General features: G+C 34.9%; 16 protein-coding genes, 4 pseudogenes and 1 riboswitch. Of the genes and pseudogenes, 12 read left to right on the top strand and 8 right to left on the bottom strand.

Annotated elements, in window-relative coordinates; all coding sequences use genetic code 11:
• Positions 1-41: 41 nt before the first annotated feature.
• Entirely contained in the window at positions 42-452 is a 411-nt protein-coding gene (locus tag DN392_RS23440) for a hypothetical protein (protein ID WP_064056432.1), read from the bottom strand.
• A gap of 20 nt (positions 453-472) precedes the next feature.
• Positions 473-835 (bottom strand): annotated as a pseudogene (locus tag DN392_RS23435) (EndoU domain-containing protein); the annotation flags it as partial.
• 241 nt (positions 836-1,076) lie between these two features.
• Here DN392_RS23435 and DN392_RS23430 point away from each other — a divergent pair.
• A pseudogene (locus DN392_RS23430) lies at positions 1,077-1,406 on the top strand (N-acetylmuramoyl-L-alanine amidase); the annotation flags it as partial.
• Positions 1,407-1,557: 151 nt separating this feature from the next.
• On the opposite strand, the gene DN392_RS23425 reads toward DN392_RS23430, so the two are convergent.
• Complete coding sequence (locus DN392_RS23425; RefSeq protein WP_088321351.1) at positions 1,558-2,067, bottom strand: hypothetical protein; 510 nt, start codon at positions 2,065-2,067, stop codon at positions 1,558-1,560.
• Between the two features lie 365 nt (positions 2,068-2,432).
• On the opposite strand from DN392_RS23425, the pseudogene DN392_RS23420 reads away from it, so the two are divergent.
• Positions 2,433-2,762 (top strand): annotated as a pseudogene (locus DN392_RS23420) (N-acetylmuramoyl-L-alanine amidase); the annotation flags it as partial.
• A 215-nt stretch (positions 2,763-2,977) separates the two neighbouring features.
• Here DN392_RS23420 and DN392_RS23415 read toward each other — a convergent pair.
• From DN392_RS23415 to DN392_RS23395, 5 genes are all read right to left on the bottom strand, one after another.
• Positions 2,978-3,346, bottom strand: coding sequence for a hypothetical protein (locus DN392_RS23415; protein ID WP_016135238.1), 369 nt, complete (start codon positions 3,344-3,346; stop codon positions 2,978-2,980).
• A 10-nt stretch (positions 3,347-3,356) separates the two neighbouring features.
• Positions 3,357-4,910 (bottom strand): T7SS effector LXG polymorphic toxin, encoded by a 1,554-nt coding sequence (locus DN392_RS31100; RefSeq protein ID WP_064056229.1) that lies wholly within the window; start codon positions 4,908-4,910, stop codon positions 3,357-3,359.
• On the bottom strand, positions 4,907-5,269 hold the full coding sequence (locus DN392_RS23405) for a DUF3958 family protein (protein ID WP_016135236.1): 363 nt from the start codon (positions 5,267-5,269) through the stop codon (positions 4,907-4,909). The genes DN392_RS31100 and DN392_RS23405 overlap by 4 nt, the downstream gene beginning before the upstream one ends.
• Before the next feature lie 41 nt (positions 5,270-5,310).
• Positions 5,311-5,586, bottom strand: coding sequence for a TIGR04197 family type VII secretion effector (locus DN392_RS23400; RefSeq protein ID WP_016135235.1), 276 nt, complete (start codon positions 5,584-5,586; stop codon positions 5,311-5,313).
• Between the two features lie 615 nt (positions 5,587-6,201).
• Positions 6,202-6,699, bottom strand: a complete 498-nt coding sequence (locus tag DN392_RS23395; RefSeq protein WP_061672266.1) for a hypothetical protein — start codon at positions 6,697-6,699, stop codon at positions 6,202-6,204.
• A gap of 201 nt (positions 6,700-6,900) precedes the next feature.
• On the opposite strand from DN392_RS23395, the pseudogene spoVFB reads away from it, so the two are divergent.
• From spoVFB to DN392_RS23340, 10 genes and pseudogenes are all read left to right on the top strand, one after another.
• Positions 6,901-7,089 (top strand): annotated as a pseudogene (gene spoVFB / locus DN392_RS23390) (dipicolinate synthase subunit B); the annotation flags it as partial.
• A 150-nt stretch (positions 7,090-7,239) separates the two neighbouring features.
• A complete protein-coding gene (gene asd, locus DN392_RS23385) occupies positions 7,240-8,286 on the top strand; it encodes an aspartate-semialdehyde dehydrogenase (protein ID WP_000414854.1) in 1,047 nt (348 codons plus the stop codon).
• Positions 8,287-8,309: 23 nt separating this feature from the next.
• Positions 8,310-9,542, top strand: coding sequence for an aspartate kinase (gene dapG, locus DN392_RS23380; RefSeq protein WP_000692480.1), 1,233 nt, complete (start codon positions 8,310-8,312; stop codon positions 9,540-9,542).
• 11 nt (positions 9,543-9,553) lie between these two features.
• Positions 9,554-10,432, top strand: coding sequence for a 4-hydroxy-tetrahydrodipicolinate synthase (gene dapA, locus DN392_RS23375; protein ID WP_088321353.1), 879 nt, complete (start codon positions 9,554-9,556; stop codon positions 10,430-10,432).
• Positions 10,433-11,191: 759 nt separating this feature from the next.
• Positions 11,192-12,862 (top strand): ribonuclease J, encoded by a 1,671-nt coding sequence (locus DN392_RS23370; RefSeq protein WP_000823081.1) that lies wholly within the window; start codon positions 11,192-11,194, stop codon positions 12,860-12,862.
• A 104-nt stretch (positions 12,863-12,966) separates the two neighbouring features.
• Complete coding sequence (gene tepA, locus DN392_RS23365) at positions 12,967-13,716, top strand: translocation-enhancing protein TepA (RefSeq protein WP_000139828.1); 750 nt, start codon at positions 12,967-12,969, stop codon at positions 13,714-13,716.
• Complete coding sequence (locus DN392_RS23360; protein ID WP_000605020.1) at positions 13,713-13,916, top strand: YlzJ-like family protein; 204 nt, start codon at positions 13,713-13,715, stop codon at positions 13,914-13,916. The genes tepA and DN392_RS23360 overlap by 4 nt, the downstream gene beginning before the upstream one ends.
• A 211-nt stretch (positions 13,917-14,127) precedes the next feature.
• Positions 14,128-16,512, top strand: a complete 2,385-nt coding sequence (locus tag DN392_RS23355) for a DNA translocase FtsK (protein WP_001118773.1) — start codon at positions 14,128-14,130, stop codon at positions 16,510-16,512.
• Between the two features lie 203 nt (positions 16,513-16,715).
• Positions 16,716-16,817: riboswitch (purine riboswitch) on the top strand.
• A 233-nt stretch (positions 16,818-17,050) separates the two neighbouring features.
• Entirely contained in the window at positions 17,051-17,773 is a 723-nt protein-coding gene (locus tag DN392_RS23345) for a GntR family transcriptional regulator (RefSeq protein WP_000114177.1), read from the top strand.
• Positions 17,774-17,861: 88 nt separating this feature from the next.
• A complete protein-coding gene (locus DN392_RS23340; protein ID WP_000730589.1) occupies positions 17,862-18,929 on the top strand; it encodes a BMP family lipoprotein in 1,068 nt (355 codons plus the stop codon).
• Positions 18,930-18,965: the final 36 nt, after the last annotated feature.

The following is an 18,965-nucleotide window of genomic DNA, read 5'->3' as shown; positions in this document are numbered from 1 at the left end:
TACTTTCACCCATGCTACTTCTTCTTCATATTCCGAAAAAATTAATTTTTAATATCTTTCAAAAAATCTTCTAGAACTTTTTTGACGGGTAAGCTAGCCTTTTCCAATAATTTTTGTGCTGTATCAATTACTCGACTATTGGATACTATCATCTTTTTATGTTCTTCAGAATTGAAAGACCTTAAAGAATCTATCGTAGTCTCAACAACTTCATCACTTTCATCAAGCATATTCAATAGTAATTCTAATCCATTTATCCCTAAATCATCATCAATGCAATAAGTCAGCCTAATTTTCCACTTATCATTTTTATCATTAATACTTTGAAATAATTTTCCCCAATCTTTGTCAGTAAAATCATTCAGCAGTTCTTGAGCATACATAAATCCATCATCATACCAAGAATCTTCTGAACTATTTTCGGATAATATTTCATTTAATTCTTCATACATTTCTTATTCCTCCTTTATTTCTAAAATCCAGATGGTGGTAATGCATTAGCTTTACCTGTCGGATAGGCACTAATAACACTATCTCCTTTCTTTATCACACCTATTTCTACACCATCAATAGTACCTCGATGCCAAGTTGCTCCGTCCCTAGCTCTAGTACTTATAAATTTAGAATTCCCGATATTCTCAACGCAATTTATTATTTTTGTGTCACGCCACCCATCTGGAAATACTGTACTACTTTTTATTTTAGATAATTTACCATCTGGAAACTGAGTAGTATACTTAATGTTCTTTGTTCCATCTGGATTAATTTTAATTTCCTCTACAACATAGTTATGATGATTATTATTTATTCCAGAAGAATGTCCCCCAATAATTTCATTCTTATTAGGATTTTTTCTTGGTCCCTACAGAATTTTTCTTCCATATCCTATTGTTCTTTATAGGAACTCCTTTGGGAAAATATTGCAGATATAATTATAACAATAAACGGTTAAAGTATCCTCAAAAAAATGTATTTTACAACATATGTGTTTGTTATAGTTCTAAATAGGTAATGTAGTATAACGTAGAGGTAAAATACTAATGGGAAAGTAATAAATTGATGCTAATGATTTATATTATGCTGTATGGGCTGAAAAGGATGGTTGGTTAAATCTTAGTGGAGAACAATGGATTAAGAACGATCCATCTTATGTGAAGTTTAACAAGAAAAGTACAGTAGATTCCTCTATTGTAGGGAAGCGAGTTGTTTCGAAAGTTAACAATCTACGTTTTTATGATTCTCCTTCTTGGCAGGATAAAGATGTTGCTGGTACATTAGATGTAGGCTTAGGATTTGCAATTGATAAAAAAGTAATGGTGAATGGTTTTCCACAATATCGTGTACATAATTCTAAAGGGAAGACATTTTATATTACTGCTAGTGAGAAGTATGTGAGTGTGAAGTAATAGTAAAAGCCGACTCAAATTGATATGAGTCGGCTTTGTTAATTGCAACTTTATTCTTTACTGTTTATAGATTCTTTTAGTGTTCAAGTGTCTACTTTAACCATACTATAGGTGTTAAATTTAAACAGTGTATTTAATAATATGTTCTCATTTAAATGTTCAATTTATTTAATAATTTTTCTATTCTCTTTAATTCATTATTACTCTGTTCTACAAGATATTCATCAGGACATTCTTTCAATATATCAAAAAAGTTTTCTGCTCCTTTTAATAAAGCTAATAATAATTCATCTTTATTAAAACATGTTTTTTCTCCTGCAATAGATAATAAAATTTGCTCTTGCGAAATAACCTGCATTTTTACCTCTAAAGGTTGGTCTGGAAAATCAAAACTTACATCGTTTTGATTTTCAAACAATTCTTCAATTGCATTTATGAAATATGACCATAACTGATCAATCATATCCCATTCTTTAAATCCTAAAATAGTATTTCCGTAATAGTTTATTATTATTGCACCTTCCATATAATCAAAATCAATAACTAGTTCTAAACATTTCGTGTTATCAAAATCTATGAAATATTCAAGAAAGTTACTTTCAATATTATCTAATGAAGTTATTATTTTATCATTTTTTATATATGATTTTACACTAATCATATTAACGTCTCCTCGGATTTCTATTTAGGATATAATTGTCCTATTCTGCCATTTTTAAATCCAACAATATATGTTATTCCATCTACTTTTCCCTCAATTTGATACATACCTTTTGTTCTTATTTCTATGAATGTATTAAGGAAGGGGAGTGCCTAGTATGTATGTCCATTATCTTACTGTTCTTCATAGGGCCTCTCCTGGGAAAATATTGCAGATATAATTATAACAATAAATAGTTAAAGTTTCCTTGGAAAAAATGTATTTTACAACATATGTGTTTGTTATAGTTCTAAATAGGTAATGTAGTATAACGTAGAGGTGAAATACAAATGGGAAAGTAATAAATTGATGCTAATGATTTATATTATGCTGTATGGGCTGAAAAGGATGGTTGGTTAAATCTTAGTGGAGAACAATGGATTAAGAACGATCCATCTTATGTGAAGTTTAACAAGAAAAGTACAGTGGATTCTTCTATTGTAGGGAAGCACGTTGTTTCAAAAGTTAACAATCTACGTTTCTATGATGCTCCTTCTTGGCAGGATAAAGATGTTGTTGGTACTTTAGATGCAGGATTAGGATTTACCATTGATGTAAAGGTAACTGTGAATGGAGCGCCACAATACAAAGTACATAACAGCGAGGGTAAAACATATCATGTATCAGTAATTGAAGCATATGTGTATGTAAAGTAAGAGTTACAAAAGAGCATCCACTTAAATAATAATTTTTAATTTAAATCAACAAAAGAGACCCCGAATGTGAGGTCTCTTTTGTTGATTATTCTCCATATGTAACTTTCTCTTCACTTACTCCAAGCTAGATAACATGGTTCATTGAAATATCCAATCTTAAAGAAGGCTTGTTCTTCAAAAAGTTTCTTTCTTGCCCTCAGAATCTAGAAAAGTAGCTAGTCAAAAGATACTTGTAGTCTGTCAACTTGTAAACAGACATATTGACCTTCTAAATATTTGTAGTCTTCAAATAAGTCACTAGTTATAAAGAATCCAACGTCTAAAATATTATCTTTAAGCAATTTACCAAAAAGAATATAACCTCCATTGGTGGTATTTTCTATTTTTTTAAATTTATCTTCTATTTGCTCTTCTATTGTCAAAGCGTCATTCACAAATATATCTATCTCAGCTTCATATTCTTTATTTACAATAACTTCTTGAGGTGAAGTATTAAAACCTGTTACTTTTTGCTTATTTATCAAAAAATCTATTTCTTCTTCAATAATTGGATCAATTCTACATATCAATATCTTATTTTTCATTTTATAACCTCTATTCTACTGGATTGATAACAGGAATATTGTTACCATTATTCATCATTTTCCAGAAAGTTTTCCCACTTTCTACATGGTATGTTGTAATTTCCCCCAAATTATTAGTTCCTACAAACTCAAATTTAGCATAACTTTTTATTGGAACACCCTTAGGATTAGTTAAACTACTGTTTTTCATAAACTTTACATAGCCAGTTCTCAATTCTATTGTTCCATCTTTTAATTTGTAATTATATTGTACCTTGGTTCCATTCTTAATCACATCATTAGCACCAGCCAGATATTCATTCATATTAGAATATGCACCTCCAAATTCTCCACCATGCTTTCCAAAATGGCCGTCTAATTTTTCTGTGCTACCAAAATTAAGTTCGCTGGCTTTCTTGCTAGTATTATCCATCCCCTTAGTAGTATTTCCTTCTTTATCAAGCTTACCATTCTCTTTAGCTTTATTAACAGGTCCACCAGAAGACGGAGAAGACTGGAATTTTTGAAGAGTATCCTTACCATTTTGAATTGCATTACGCCCAACAAATACACCATGTCCAACAAGACTAACTCCAGCCGCTGTAGCAGCTGCATCAAATGTAATAGCAATTGGTGATGCTAATCCACCAGTTCCTACTGTTGCGACTAGAGTTAAAAAATTAGAGCCGCCTATGACGGTAAGACCTTCTAGAATTTCTATAATGGATGCCGCTCCTGCTATAACATTTCCCGTGAACCTTCCCGCTTGATAAGTTAACTTGCTTTCTAATTCATCATTATCAGGTGATTCGATTCCAATAACGCTTTCGAAAGCTGCACTGCCAGCGCCTTGAAAAAATTCTTTCATAAATTCCCAAGTACTGATAGCTGTTTTTTCATACCATGGTCTATTGGCTTCTTGTTCTCGTAAAGCAATTGCTTTTTCAATTTGTGCTTTACGAGCTTTACTTTCTGTAATTGCTTGAATAGGCCCCGACCATTCCATATTTAATCCTTGTGTACTAAATGTACCACTTGCAGGACTAAATCCTTTTCCACTTTGAACTTCGGTAAGACCAGTAGCAATACTAGCTGCTAGTTGAAGGGCTGTGCTGTAGTTATTACTGGATGTATAATTGAATTCATATAGATGCTCTAGTTTTTCTTCAAGTTTTTTTCTCATCGCAAATAAAACAGCCACAATTGCGTCTATTCCAGGCATTGGTATAGCTACATTTATTGCTTCTATACTTGCAATCGATTGATTGATTTCCTGTATTTGTTCTCTTATTTCTTGTTCGATAACATCTGTCGAAGCGACTTTTGATTGAAAATCATTTGGGAATGCATCATTTTGACGAATTAATTCTTCACATAAATAAATGATACCTTGTGCTAAAGGACGAAAGGTTTGTGCAAAGAATGCTTTTGCACTGCTATATGTTTGTCCTTGTAGAACAGTATCAATTGCAAAAGCGTCAATCGACTGAATGGCTTGTTCCATACCTTGAATGGTAGCGGTACATATAGCGTTCATGCTTTGAGTCTGATTCTGTACTTCTCCCAAATACATATTTAAACTCATGCATTGACCTCCCTTGCTAATTGTTGTTGCTGATAGGAAAGGTCGTTTTCTAAATTACTAAGGTCTCGTCTTTCTTTAAGCAATGTTTCTTTTTGATTTTCCAATTCGAATGTAAGTTTTCGCTCAATGTGTTGTGCTTCTTGACGGATATTCATAAAAAAATGAGATAATTCCCTATCGTTGTGCCAAGTTTCTAAAATACGGTTAAATAAGCGATTACTTCGACCTTTCCACTCGTGAAAATCTGCTTCCCCTTGTTCCTGAGTTTGAATCGCGGATTGATTTCGGTCCTGTTCTTCAAATACATTTCGTAACTTTTGATTTAACTGTTTGATTTGGTTTTCGATATCTCGATCCATCTTTTTCCTCCTACCGTTTTATCTTTACGAAGGTGGTCACATTAGCGAAAAGTGTTGTGAAGCTCGTGATCCATTCTCTCAAACTCTTTGGCTACCGAATGAATATTATCGACCGCTTGTTGAAAGGCCGCGGAAAATTGTTTCGTTAAATCTAAAGCTTGTTGGTTCGCCTGTTGTGCTTTGGAATTAACAGATAGCGTAGTACGCGTCGCTTTTGTTATAGAACGATTTGTTGCACTTTGGATGGTATCCGACGCTGCTCTCATCTGCGTAGCGATTTGTTGTGCCGATTGAAAATTACTTTGAAATTGTCCCATCGTATAAACCCTTTCTATATTTCTATGAACGTATTAAAGAAGGGGAGTGCCTAATATGTATGTCCATTATCCTATTGTTCTTTATAGGACCTCTCCTGGGAAAATATTGCAGATGTAATTATAACAATAAATGGTTAAAGTTTCCTCAAAAAAATGTATTTTACAACATATGTGTTTGTTATAGTTCTCAATAGGTAATGTAGTATAACGTAGAGGTAAAACACTAAGGAGAAAGTAATAAATTGATGTTAATATTTTAAATTATAATGATATTTTTCAAAAGAATAGTTTTATGAACAAAAAATAGTATCTGATTCTATAGGTAGATAATTATATATTGATTTTTGAATTTATAAATGTTAGTGTAAATATACAACGTTTCTTATTTTCATATTTATATTCAATGTCTGTAGAATAAATAGAATAAGAGAAAAATCCCCTTGTGCACTTATATGCAGAAGGGGATTTTAATTTTTGTGAGATTTATAATTTACTTTTAGATAATGCTTTAAGTACTGGCTTTACAATTAAACCTACTAAACGAAAAGTTTTAAATATAGAGCGTACAACCTTCATGGAGATGCCCCCTGAATCAAATCATATATCAAGTATGTATTATTTTTTTTCTTTAACTTCGTATTTAGCTTCAACGAAATTTAATACTTTACCTTTTGGATCATCATTTTCAAATTGAACTGCTGTAACTGTATGTACCCCTGGTTTTAATGTATCTTCACTTAAAATAATTGACGTTTGAGTTAATTCTGCGACTTGTAATGTTTCTTTGAAAATCTTATCAACATAAACAAATGTTTGTTTGTCTCCTTGGAAGTTAGCATAATCTATACCAAGATGCAGCATTAAATCATTATTATTTGCAAATAAAACTGGTGCGTTTCCATTTTCAGAGTTTCCTGCTGGTGTACTAACTTTTATCTTTCCTTCTCCAACTGATGTGGCATCTTTAGGGAAAGGATATTTACTTGTTTTTTTATTACTAGTTTCTGATGTACTACTTTGTGCTGTATTGTCTTTAGCCTCACTCTTGCTATCTGTAGAACCACATCCAGCTAAAAGTCCTATTGATAGTCCTGCAATAATTAATTTTTTCAAAGAATGTTCCTCCTAGTTGATGTTAATAACTGCATTATTATATCAGAAAACAAAGATGTAGAGATTGTTTATGAAATAATAAAATGAATACTTTATGCTTAGAAAATTTTTCTTCCATATAAAATTATAACAATTTAACAAAACATGATTTCTATATATAATAGAAGAAATAAAAAATCCTTCTTGTGTTATCACCCTGTGGGTGTCAACCTCATGCGCCTAATGGCAACAAAAAACATCTATTTCGTCCCATTCGGCCAAGATGCACCAGAGAAAAAACCGAACTCAATGGTAGCTCGCATGGAGCTGCTTGAAGATACAGTATTAGAAGCGCTACAAGGGAAGCAATTGCAACCGGTTGTCGTAGAAAAATTCAGATATATGAATTAAAAAACGAAAAAAAACGGACAATTTTTGATGAAACCATCATTCTTACTGTAGAATATGATAAAATTAACGTTATTAAGATTAGAAGGGGTATTGTATACTCCTTCTAATTCTAAGTTATAGAAGGATTGGTATCTAGAAAGGGGCATAGTGATGGAAAAGCAAAAAACTTTTCATGTCGCTGTAGTTGGAGCAACCGGCGCAGTTGGTGAACAAATGTTAAATACTTTAGAGAAACGAGAATTTCCAATTGGGAAGTTAACGTTACTTTCATCTAAACGATCTGCAGGTAAGAAACTTGTATTTAAAGGCGAAGAATTTACAGTTCAAGAGGCAACTCCTGAAAGTTTTGAAGGAGTAGATATCGCACTATTTAGTGCTGGTGGATCTGTATCAAAACAATTAGCGCCAGAAGCAGCAAAGCGCGGTGCGATTGTTGTTGATAATACAAGTGCATTCCGTATGACAGAAAACGTGCCACTTGTTGTACCTGAAGTAAATGAAAACGACTTAAAAGAACATAATGGTATTATTGCAAATCCAAACTGTTCTACAATTCAAATGGTAGTAGCTCTTGAGCCAGTTCGTCAGCAATATGGTTTAAAACGAGTAATCGTTTCCACATATCAAGCTGTATCAGGTGCTGGTGCGGCAGCGATTGAAGAACTTCATGAACAATCACAAGCAATCTTAAATGGTGAAGAAGTGAAGGCGAATGTTTTACCTGTATCAGGTGATAAGAAACATTTCCAAATTGCTTTCAACGCGATTCCACAGATTGATAAATTCCAAGATAATGGATTTACGTTTGAAGAAATGAAAATGATTAATGAAACGAAAAAAATTATGCATATGCCTGAATTAGAAGTAGCGGCAACATGTGTACGTTTACCAGTTGTATCAGGTCACTCTGAGTCTGTTTACATCGAAGTAGAAAAAGAAGGTGTAACAGTAGAAGAATTCAAGAGCTTACTTGCAAATGCGGAAGGTATCGTTCTGCAAGATAATCCAGAAGAGCAGTTATATCCAATGCCAGCTACTGCAGTAGGTAAAAACGAAGTATTCGTTGGAAGAATCCGTAAAGATTTAAATAACGATAAAGGATTCCATCTTTGGGTCGTATCTGATAACTTATTAAAAGGCGCTGCATGGAATTCTGTTCAAATTGCAGAGCGCTTAGTAAAATTACAATTAGTGTAAACGGCTAAGAGAAGGTGCAAAATATGAAAATTATTGTTCAAAAATTTGGTGGCACATCCGTACGTGATGAAAATGGACGTAAGCATGCGCTTCATCATATAAAAAAATCGCTAGATGCGGGTTATAAAGTAGTTACTGTCGTATCTGCTATGGGCCGTAAAGGTGAACCATATGCAACTGATACTTTGTTAAGTCTTGTAAATCAAGAGGAATCTCGCATTTCTAATCGTGAGCAAGATTTATTATTATCATGCGGAGAATTAATCTCAGCAATCGTCTTCTCTAACATGTTAAATGAGAACGGTATAAAAGCAGCGGCATTAAATGGTGCACAAGCTGGTTTTGTAACAAATGAGGATTTTACGAATGCTAAGATTATTGAAATGAATTGCGATCGTGTACATGAAGAATTAGAAAATGTAGATGTAATCGTAGTTACAGGATTCCAAGGACAAACGAAAAAAGGTGATACGACAACACTTGGACGCGGAGGTAGCGATACTTCAGCTTCAGCGTTAGGTGTTGCGCTTCATGCTGAATACATCGATATCTTCACAGATGTAGAAGGTGTTATGACTGCGGATCCTCGCATTGTAAAAGATGCACGTCATCTTCAAACGGTAACGTACAATGAAATTTGTAACATGGCATATCAAGGTGCAAAAGTTGTTCATCCACGTGCAGTGGAAATTGCGATGCATGCAAAAGTACCACTTCGTGTACGTTCTACGTATTCTGATAGTGAAGGTACGCTTATTTCAGCATCGGACGGTGCTACAAAAGGCCGTGATGTAGAAGAACGGCCTGTTACAGGTATCGCTCATGTGTCAAATGTGACGCAAATTAAAGTGCTTGCAAAAGAAACAGCATATGATTTGCAACAGCATGTGTTTAAAGAAATGGCGAATGAAGGAATCAGTGTCGATTTAATTAATATTTCACCTACCGGGGTAGCTTATACGGTGAGTGATAGTGTATCAAGTCGTGCAGTTGAATTATTAAAAAACCTTGGATATGAGCCAATTGTGACAGAACATTGTGCAAAAGTATCTATTGTAGGAGCTGGAATGGCAGGATACCCAGGGGTTACTGCGAAAATCGTTACAGCTTTAGCGGAAAAAGGTATTCAAATTCTGCAATCGGCAGATAGCCATACAACAATTTGGGTTCTTGTAAAAGAAACTGATTTAGTGGAGGCTGTAAATGCATTACATAGTGCGTTTGAGCTTTCAAAAGAAAAGCAACTGGAACAATAAGGAGTGAGACCATGATAGATTTTGGGACAATTGCAACCGCGATGGTAACTCCGTTTGATAAAAACGGAAATATCGATTTTGCGAAGACAACGAAATTGGTAAATTATTTAATAGATAACGGTACAACAGCAATCGTGGTAGGAGGAACGACAGGAGAATCTCCTACATTAACTTCAGAAGAAAAAGTAGCGTTATATCGCCATGTCGTATCTGTTGTCGATAAAAGGGTGCCCGTAATCGCTGGAACAGGTAGTAATAATACGCATGCTTCTATTGACTTAACTAAAAAGGCAACAGAGGTTGGTGTTGATGCAGTAATGCTAGTAGCACCGTATTATAACAAACCGAGTCAAGAAGGAATGTATCAGCATTTTAAAGCAATTGCTGAAAGCACGCCGCTTCCGGTTATGCTATATAACGTTCCAGGACGATCTATTGTACAAATCTCCGTTGATACAGTTGTTCGTTTATCAGAAATAGAAAACATTGTTGCGATTAAAGATGCAGGCGGCGATGTGTTAACAATGACAGAAATCATTGGAAAAACAGCGGACGACTTTGCGGTATACAGCGGTGATGATGGTTTAACGTTACCAGCTATGGCAGTTGGAGCGAAAGGTATCGTTTCTGTAGCATCTCATGTTATCGGAAATGAAATGCAAGAAATGATTGCAGCATTCCAAGCAGGAGAATTTAAAAAGGCGCAAAAATTACATCAATTACTTGTAAGAGTAACGGATTCATTATTTATGGCGCCAAGCCCAACGCCAGTAAAAACAGCGTTACAAATGGTTGGATTAGATGTAGGCTCTGTACGTTTACCACTTCTTCCATTAACAGAAGAAGAAAGAGTAACGTTACAATCTGTTATGCAATCTATCCCTCGTTAATAAAAAATGACCTAGTATAGAACTAGGTCATTTTTTTATGGTATGAAAATCTTTGCCGCTCTTTTTTACCTACCATATTACTCCATGTGTTTGATCGCTTTTTCATTATGTATTGCAACATATACAAGAAAATAATTGTACCCCCTTTAAATGAATCAAAAAAACATAGTTATTATAGAATAAACATTTGTATAAAAGTAATAAACTATCGATTCTATTTTTCAGAGGAATTGCCTCAAATGTGATGTGATTCATAAAAAAGCTTTATTTTATAAGTTTTTTTGTTCGATTCTAGAAGAATAAGTCATGAAAATCCATATTATGAAATAAATTTAGTGTATTTATGGCTATTTCTTCAAAAAATTATGGAGTACAAAATCGAAGCAAATATAAAGGAAATACGTTCGATACTTTTGTTGTAATTCCGTTCTTTTACTTTCTCTTTCGCACGATTTAACTTGTGTTCTATTTCTTGTATCAGGTATAATATGGCTAAGTAGCTTAGTACGGGTATGCTTAGCAAAATTGGTAAAAATTATAATTTGATTACATTTTCATATCATATCGAATAAGATATTTGATTTATATAATGAAAGAGAGGTGAAACCTGGTTTAAAAAATAAATAAGGACATGATATCGCATAACGGTAAGGACATTCGTCTTGGACGGTGAATATATGGTGGTTGTAGAGTTTCCCCTGGTGTCTCTGCAATTTTAGTGAAATCAGTGTTTGAAAGATTTTTAAACCAGGCAACAACATGAAGAGAAAAGAGAATGAGTCTGTTAAAGTATTTGCTCTTGGTGGAGTAGGTGAAATCGGGAAAAACATGTACTGTGTTGAAATTGATTCTGAAATCTTTATTGTAGATGCAGGATTAATGTTCCCAGGAGATGAAATGTTTGGAATTGATATTGTTATTCCTGATATTACATATTTAGTGGAAAATCAAGAGCGAGTAAAAGGTTTATTTATTACTCACGGTCATGAAGATCATATTGGAGGTATTGTTTACGTACTTCGTAAATTATCTATTCCAGTGTATGCAACGAAATTAACGGTAGGACTTATACAAGAAAAACTTGGCGAAGCGGGTATGTTAGGCCGTGTAGACTTAAAAACGATCGATTCAAATTCAACAGTAGAGTTTAATACTACAACGGTGTCATTCTTTGGAACGACACATAGTATTCCAGATTCTGTTGGTGTTTGTTTCCATACATCAAAAGGTGCTATCGTATACACGGGAGACTTTAAATTCGATCAAACTCCAATTGGAAATAGTGGGGCAGACCTTGGGAAAATGGCACAAATCGGAAATGAAGGCGTACTGTGCTTATTATCTGATAGTACAAATGCTGAGCGTCCAGGCTATACAGGTTCTGAAAAAGAAGTTGGTGTAGAAATTTCTAAAGTGTTCTACGGCGCAGAAGGACGTATTATTGTTGCTTCATTTGCATCGAATGTACATCGCATTCAACAAGTATTTGATGCAGCTGCTGAAACAGGACGAAAAGTAGCGGTTGTAGGTCGTAGCATGGTGAAAGTGGTAGATATCGCAAGACGTCTTGGTTATTTAGATGTTCCAGAAGGTATGGTTATTTCACTACAAGAAGTAGACAATTTCCCAGAGAAAAAGGTAGCTATTTTAACGACAGGTAGCCAAGGTGAACCGATGGCAGCCCTTTCTAGAATGGCGAAGCAAGCTCATAAACAAATTTCAATTCGTAAAGGCGATACGGTTATTATTGCGGCTTCTCCAATTCCGGGTAATGAAATATCTGTATCGAAAATTATTGACTTGTTATTTAGAGCTGGAGCTGATGTTATTTATTACGGTGAAAGAAAAGTTCACGTTTCAGGTCACGGTAGCCAAGAAGAATTAAAATTAATGTTAAATTTAATGAAACCTAAGTATTTTGTACCCGTACATGGTGAGTTCCGTATGCAAAAAGCACATGCATATTTAGCTGAAGATGTAGGTATTGCAAGAGAGAATATCTTTATCGTAGAAAAAGGCGATGTAATTGCTTTTGGTGAAGATGAAGCAAACTTAGTTGGCAAAGTACAAGCTGGTAATGTGTTAATTGATGGATTAGGTGTAGGTGACGTTGGTAATATCGTTCTTCGAGATAGAAAAATGTTATCTCAAGATGGAATATTAGTAGTTGTTGTAACACTTGGTAAAGATGAAAAGAAAATTATCTCTGGTCCAGAAATCATTTCACGTGGTTTTGTGTATGTTCGTGAATCAGAAGCGTTAATTGACCGCTCTACAGAGATTGTACGTATGATTGTTGAGCAATCGATTAAAGAGTATTCAATTGAATGGTCTATGTTAAAACAAAATATTCGTGAATTATTAGGGCAGTTCTTGTACGAAGAGACAAAGAGAAAACCTATGATTTTACCGATTATTATGGAAGTATAAAAAAGATCACCTTTACGGGTGATCTTTTTTTCTTTTTAAACTCTATCGAATGAAATTTATAACTTAAGAAATAATAGTTATATACGAGTGAAAGGGGATGCGATATGACAGAACGTGATCGTTATACAAATGAAGGGAAAGAGGCTGAGCCGAAAGAAACTGGGAAAGAAGCCTCGATAGTGGAAAAAATTCAACAGCTAGGGCAAACGAATGTACCACAAATGAATGAATCGAGTATTCATTGTTTAACAATCATTGGACAGGTGGAAGGGCATGTTCAGTTGCCGCCGCAAAATAAAACAACAAAATATGAGCATATTATTCCGCAAATTGTTGCGATAGAACAAAATCCGAAAATTGAAGGTTTGCTTTTAATATTAAACACGGTCGGAGGTGACGTTGAAGCAGGGTTAGCAATTTCTGAGATGGTAGCTTCGCTTTCAAAGCCAACGGTATCACTTGTTCTGGGCGGAGGGCATTCTATCGGTGTACCAATCGCCGTCTCTACGGATTATTCATTTATTGCGGAAACTGCGACGATGACAATTCATCCCATTCGTCTAACAGGTCTTGTTATAGGTGTGCCGCAAACATTTGAGTATTTAGATAAAATGCAAGAAAGAGTCATTCGATTTGTGACGAAGCATTCGAAAGTAACCGAAGATCGTTTTAAAGAACTTATGTTTGCGAAAGGGAATTTGACGCGAGATATTGGGACGAATGTAATTGGTGGCGATGCAGTGAAATATGGTCTTATAGATGATGTCGGTGGTATTGGGAATGCGATTCGAAAACTGAATGAATTAATAGATGCTCGCATGGATGATAGTGCAGAAGGGACAATGTTACAATGATTTTATACACAATTATGCCAGAGCAACTTGTATATCCAGCTGATTATTCGCAATGTGAAAGCCAAAAAGTTGTAAATATAAACGGTGTTGAATTAATGGTTTCTGAAGAAGAACATGGGTGTTATTCTATTGTACGTGTGTTAAGTACAGATCCGCTACACTACTTAGAGTTTGAGCCCGGCCAGAAAATAACCTTTTAGCAAAAAGCAGGATTTTGTTTAGAAGCTATGGTATAATATAAAAAACAAGACGGTTGAGCAGCCATGAGAGGGCTGCTTTCTTCTGTTTATTTAACAATTTACAAGAAGTGTAAAAATAGAAGATATAAGACCTGAAAAATAGAGAAAACAGACATATAAGTAGTGCTTTTTTAAGGAAGCCCTACTTACATGTAGAACACGAGGTGAAGAAATGGCAAAACAAAAGCAAAGAGGGACGAAGGCAAAAGCAAGACGCACGATAAAGCCAACTTTGTATTATGAAATCGTAGGTTTAACTCTTTTTGCACTTTCAATCATTACGATTTTACAGCTAGGTGTTGTAGGGAAATCGTTTGTGTTATTTTTTCGCTTCTTCTTTGGTGAGTGGTACATAATTGGTGTGTTAGGTGTAATAGCTTTATCGGTTTCGTTTGTTATCAAACGTGGATGGCCGAACCTTTTAAATAAACGGTTAATTGGTTTTTATTTAATAGTATTGGCGATATTAATGTTTAGTCATATTACATTATTTAACCTTCTTACGAAAGATGGAGCAGTGCAAAATACTTCTGTTATTGTGAGTACGAAAGATAACTTCTTTCTTGAAATGAAAAAGGGGCCGGATAGCGTTCATTTAGGCGGTGGTATGTTTGGGGCGCTTATGTTCGCGACGTGTTACTTTTTATTTGACGAAGTAGGAGCTTATATCATTGGTATTATTTTAGTGATTCTCGGCATACTGTGTATAACAAATAAGCATATTGGAGAAGTACTTGCCCCTGTAGGAAGAATCCTTAGAAGTCAATTTGAAGTAATGCAAGGGGATTATAAAGATTGGAGATCCAAAAGGACGGCTGAACAAACAGAAAAGAAAAAAACAACGAGAAGCACAAGGAGCAAACGTGCTGCAGAACAAGAAGAGATTATTGAGCCGATGGAAGAAATCTCAATTGATCCTCCAATTATTTCGAATTTCACTGAGAATTATCCTGTAAATGAAGAAGAGAATAAACGAATTAGCGAAGAACAGGAAGCAGAGTTAATAACTTCACCGTCTATTGAAGAGGCTCCGCCTGTTGAAGAATCTAAGAAAAAGCGTGGAGAAAAGATTGTAGAATCTTTAGAGGCGGAAACAAGTGCCCCGCCAATGCAATTTTCAAATGTAGAAAATAAAGATTACAAGCTTCCTGCACTTGATATATTGAAATTTCCTAAGAATAAGCAAGTTACAAATGAAAATGCAGAAATTTATGAGAATGCTCGTAAATTAGAACGTACATTCCAAAGTTTTGGAGTGAAAGCGAAAGTAACAAAAGTACATAGAGGTCCTGCAGTTACAAAATATGAAGTGTATCCTGATATGGGAGTAAAGGTAAGCAAAATCGTTAGTTTAAGTGATGATTTAGCACTTGCTTTAGCTGCGAAAGACATTCGTATTGAAGCACCTATTCCCGGGAAATCAGCTGTAGGGATTGAAGTTCCGAACTCAGAAGTATCTATGGTAACGCTAAGAGAAGTTCTTGATTCTAAGGCTAATAATCATCCGGAAGAGAAGTTGTTAATTGGTCTTGGACGAGATATTACAGGTGAAGCTGTATTAGCCCGTTTAAATAAAATGCCCCATTTACTAGTAGCTGGTGCGACAGGTAGCGGGAAAAGTGTATGTATTAATGGTATTATTGTTAGTATTTTAATGCGTGCAAAACCACATGAAGTAAAATTAATGATGATTGATCCGAAAATGGTAGAGTTAAATGTATATAACGGCGTTCCGCATTTATTAACACCGGTTGTAACTGATCCGAAAAAAGCATCACAAGCTTTGAAAAAAGTCGTGAGTGAAATGGAACGACGTTATGAATTATTTGCTCATAGTGGCACGCGTAACATTGAAGGATATAATGATCATATTAAAGAACATAATAGTCAATCAGAAGCGAAACAACCGGAATTACCTTATATTGTAGTAATAGTGGACGAGTTAGCCGATTTAATGATGGTTGCTTCATCAGATGTAGAGGATGCGATTATGCGTTTAGCACAAATGGCTCGTGCGGCTGGTATTCATTTAATTATTGCGACGCAGCGTCCATCGGTTGATGTTATTACGGGAGTTATTAAAGCGAATATTCCATCACGTATTGCATTCGCGGTATCTTCTCAAACGGACTCTCGTACAATTCTTGACGGTGGTGGTGCAGAGAAACTGCTAGGTCGTGGAGATATGCTGTTTATACCAATTGGTGCATCGAAGCCTGTACGTGTACAAGGTGCATTTTTATCCGATGATGAAGTTGAGAGAGTTGTAGAGTATGTTATTGGTCAGCAAAAAGCGCAATATCAAGAAGATATGATTCCACAAGATGTTCCTGATACGAAGCAGGAAGTAGAAGATGAATTATATGATGAAGCAGTTCAGCTTGTAGTGGAAATGCAAACAGCATCTGTTTCTATGTTGCAACGTAGGTTTAGAGTAGGTTATACGCGAGCTGCCCGTTTAATTGATGCAATGGAAATGAATGGTGTAGTAGGTCCGTATGAAGGTAGTAAACCACGAGAAGTGCTCATTAATGATGTACAAGAAAAAAGTTCATAAAAAAAGCCTAATTGTTTTTACAATTAGGCTTTTTTATATGCTAGTTTTGTTATATACTATATTCAGTGATAAAGAAAGGGCTTACATCTAAAGCGATTCTTTAGAATACGAATACTTTGATTATGTTTTTAATGAATGTTCGATATTTAATGTAGAAAAATGTTGAATTTTGTTGACACGTATGGGAGCAAGTGGTAAGATTACTTCGAAAAGAATCACTGCCTCATATAATCTTGGAGATAAGGTCCATAAGTTTCTACCCGGCAACCATGAATTGCTGGACTATGAGGGGAAAAGTGTGTAACAAAGGATGTAAGAGATCTTTGTGCCGAACTTTTTCTCGAAATGAGGAATGTTTATGGTGCGAAGTTTTTTTTATGCAGTAAAGAGTGAAAATTTCATCTTGAAAAATTATTAATATTTATTCGACAATTAAGCTTATTTTTAGTATTTAGCAATTTTTATTATGTTGTAAGTTGAAAAAAGAGAAAAGAAGTCTTACATCAGAGGTCGAATAATTGAAATGCGGGGGAGTCTTATGTCAGTAAAATCCGATAGTCGTCACCTATATTTACGGGTGATTGATCACATCAAAGAAAAAATTAAAGATGGAGCTTACAAAGAAAGACAGAAGTTACCATCAGAGTTTGATTTAGCGAAAGAACTTGGTGTAAGTAGGGCGACTTTAAGGGAAGCGCTGCGTATTTTAGAAGAAGAAAATGTTGTCATTCGTAGACATGGTGTAGGAACATTTGTAAATGCAAAGCCGTTATTTTCTTCTGGGATTGAACAACTTTCTAGTATTACAGATATGATTTCTAGTGTGGGGAAAACACCAGGAACTATCTTTTTATCATCATCTACAACAAGTTTAACAGAAGAGGAAAAAGAGAAGTTTAATAGTGAAGACGGTTTTAATGCGGTAATGATTGAGCGTGTGCGTACAGCAGATGGGGAACCTGTTGTATATTGTATCGATAAACTTGCAAAAGAAATCTTGCCAGATTTATCAGGATACAACGAAGAATCGTTACTTACAGTGATACATAACAATACGCACAAACGTATCACATACGCAGTTGCTCACATTGAGCCAATTGGCTATCATCCGAAAATCTCACCGATTTTAGAATGTGAACCGGAAACGGCACTGCTAGTTTTAAAACAAATGCACTATGATCAAAATGATGAGCCAATCTTATATTCTATCAATTACTTTAGAGCTGATAAGTTTAGCTTCCACGTATTAAGAAGTAGGTAAGTTCCATTTTAGGGAGGTGACAGCAAGAAGTTAGGGACAGCAGCGTAAGAATAAAGAGATATATATAATTTTAGGAGGGGTTTCTAGTATGAAGAAAAAAACAGGTCTTTTATTATCATTAACATTAGCAGCAAGCGCGATTTTAGGTGCATGTGGTAACTCGGATAAGGCGAGTAGCGACAAAAAAGAGTTCAAAGTTGGTATGGTTACAGATGTTGGGGGCGTTGATGATAAATCATTTAACCAATCAGCTTGGGAAGGTTTAACGAAATTTGGTAAAGACAACGATTTAAAGAAAAATGAAGGATATCGTTATCTTCAATCAAGTAAAGATGCAGACTATATTCCGAACTTAACAAAATTTGCGAAAGATCATTATAACACAACATTCGGAATTGGATTTTTAATGCAAGACTCGATTGAAAAGGTTGCAAAACAATATCCGAAAGAGCAATTTGCTATTGTAGATACTGTTGTAAAAGAGCCGAATGTAACAAGTATTACATTTAAAGACCATGAAGGTTCATTCCTAGTTGGTGCTGTAGCAGCAATGACGACAAAATCAAATAAAGTTGGATTTGTTGGTGGAGTGAAGAGCCCATTAATTACAAAGTTTGAATCAGGTTTCAAAGCTGGTGCAAAAGCAGTAAATCCAAATATCGAAATTGTAGCGCAATATGCAGATGCATTTGACAAACCAGAAAAAGGATCTGTATTAGCTTCAGCAATGTACGGTGGTGGAGTTGACGTAATTTATCATGCTTCAGGTGCAACTGGTAACGGTGTATTCACAGAAGCGAAAAACCGTAAGAAAAAAGGTGAAAACGTTTGGGTAATCGGTGTTGACCGTGACCAAAATCAAGAAGGTATGCCTGAAAACGTAACTTTAACTTCTATGGTAAAACGTGTTGATATTGCAGTAGCAAAAGTAGCACAAGAAGCGAAAGATGGTAAATTAAAAGGCGGTAAAGTAGAAGAGTTCGGATTAAAAGATGACGGTATTGGTATTGCAAAAACTACTGACAATGTGAAAAAAGTAAATCCAGAAATCTTAACAAAAGTAGAAGAGTTTGAGAAGAAAATCACTGACGGTGAAATTAAAGTACCTGCAACTGACGAAGAATATAAAACATATGAAGCTTCTCTAAAGAAATAATAATAGAGAAATAGCAAAGGTTAGTTCTTAGAACTA

This window comes from Bacillus sp. BB51/4 (assembly GCF_008368845.1).
Lineage (GTDB): Bacteria > Bacillota > Bacilli > Bacillales > Bacillaceae_G > Bacillus_A > Bacillus_A wiedmannii.
This window is presented reverse-complemented; position numbering and strand designations above follow the sequence as displayed.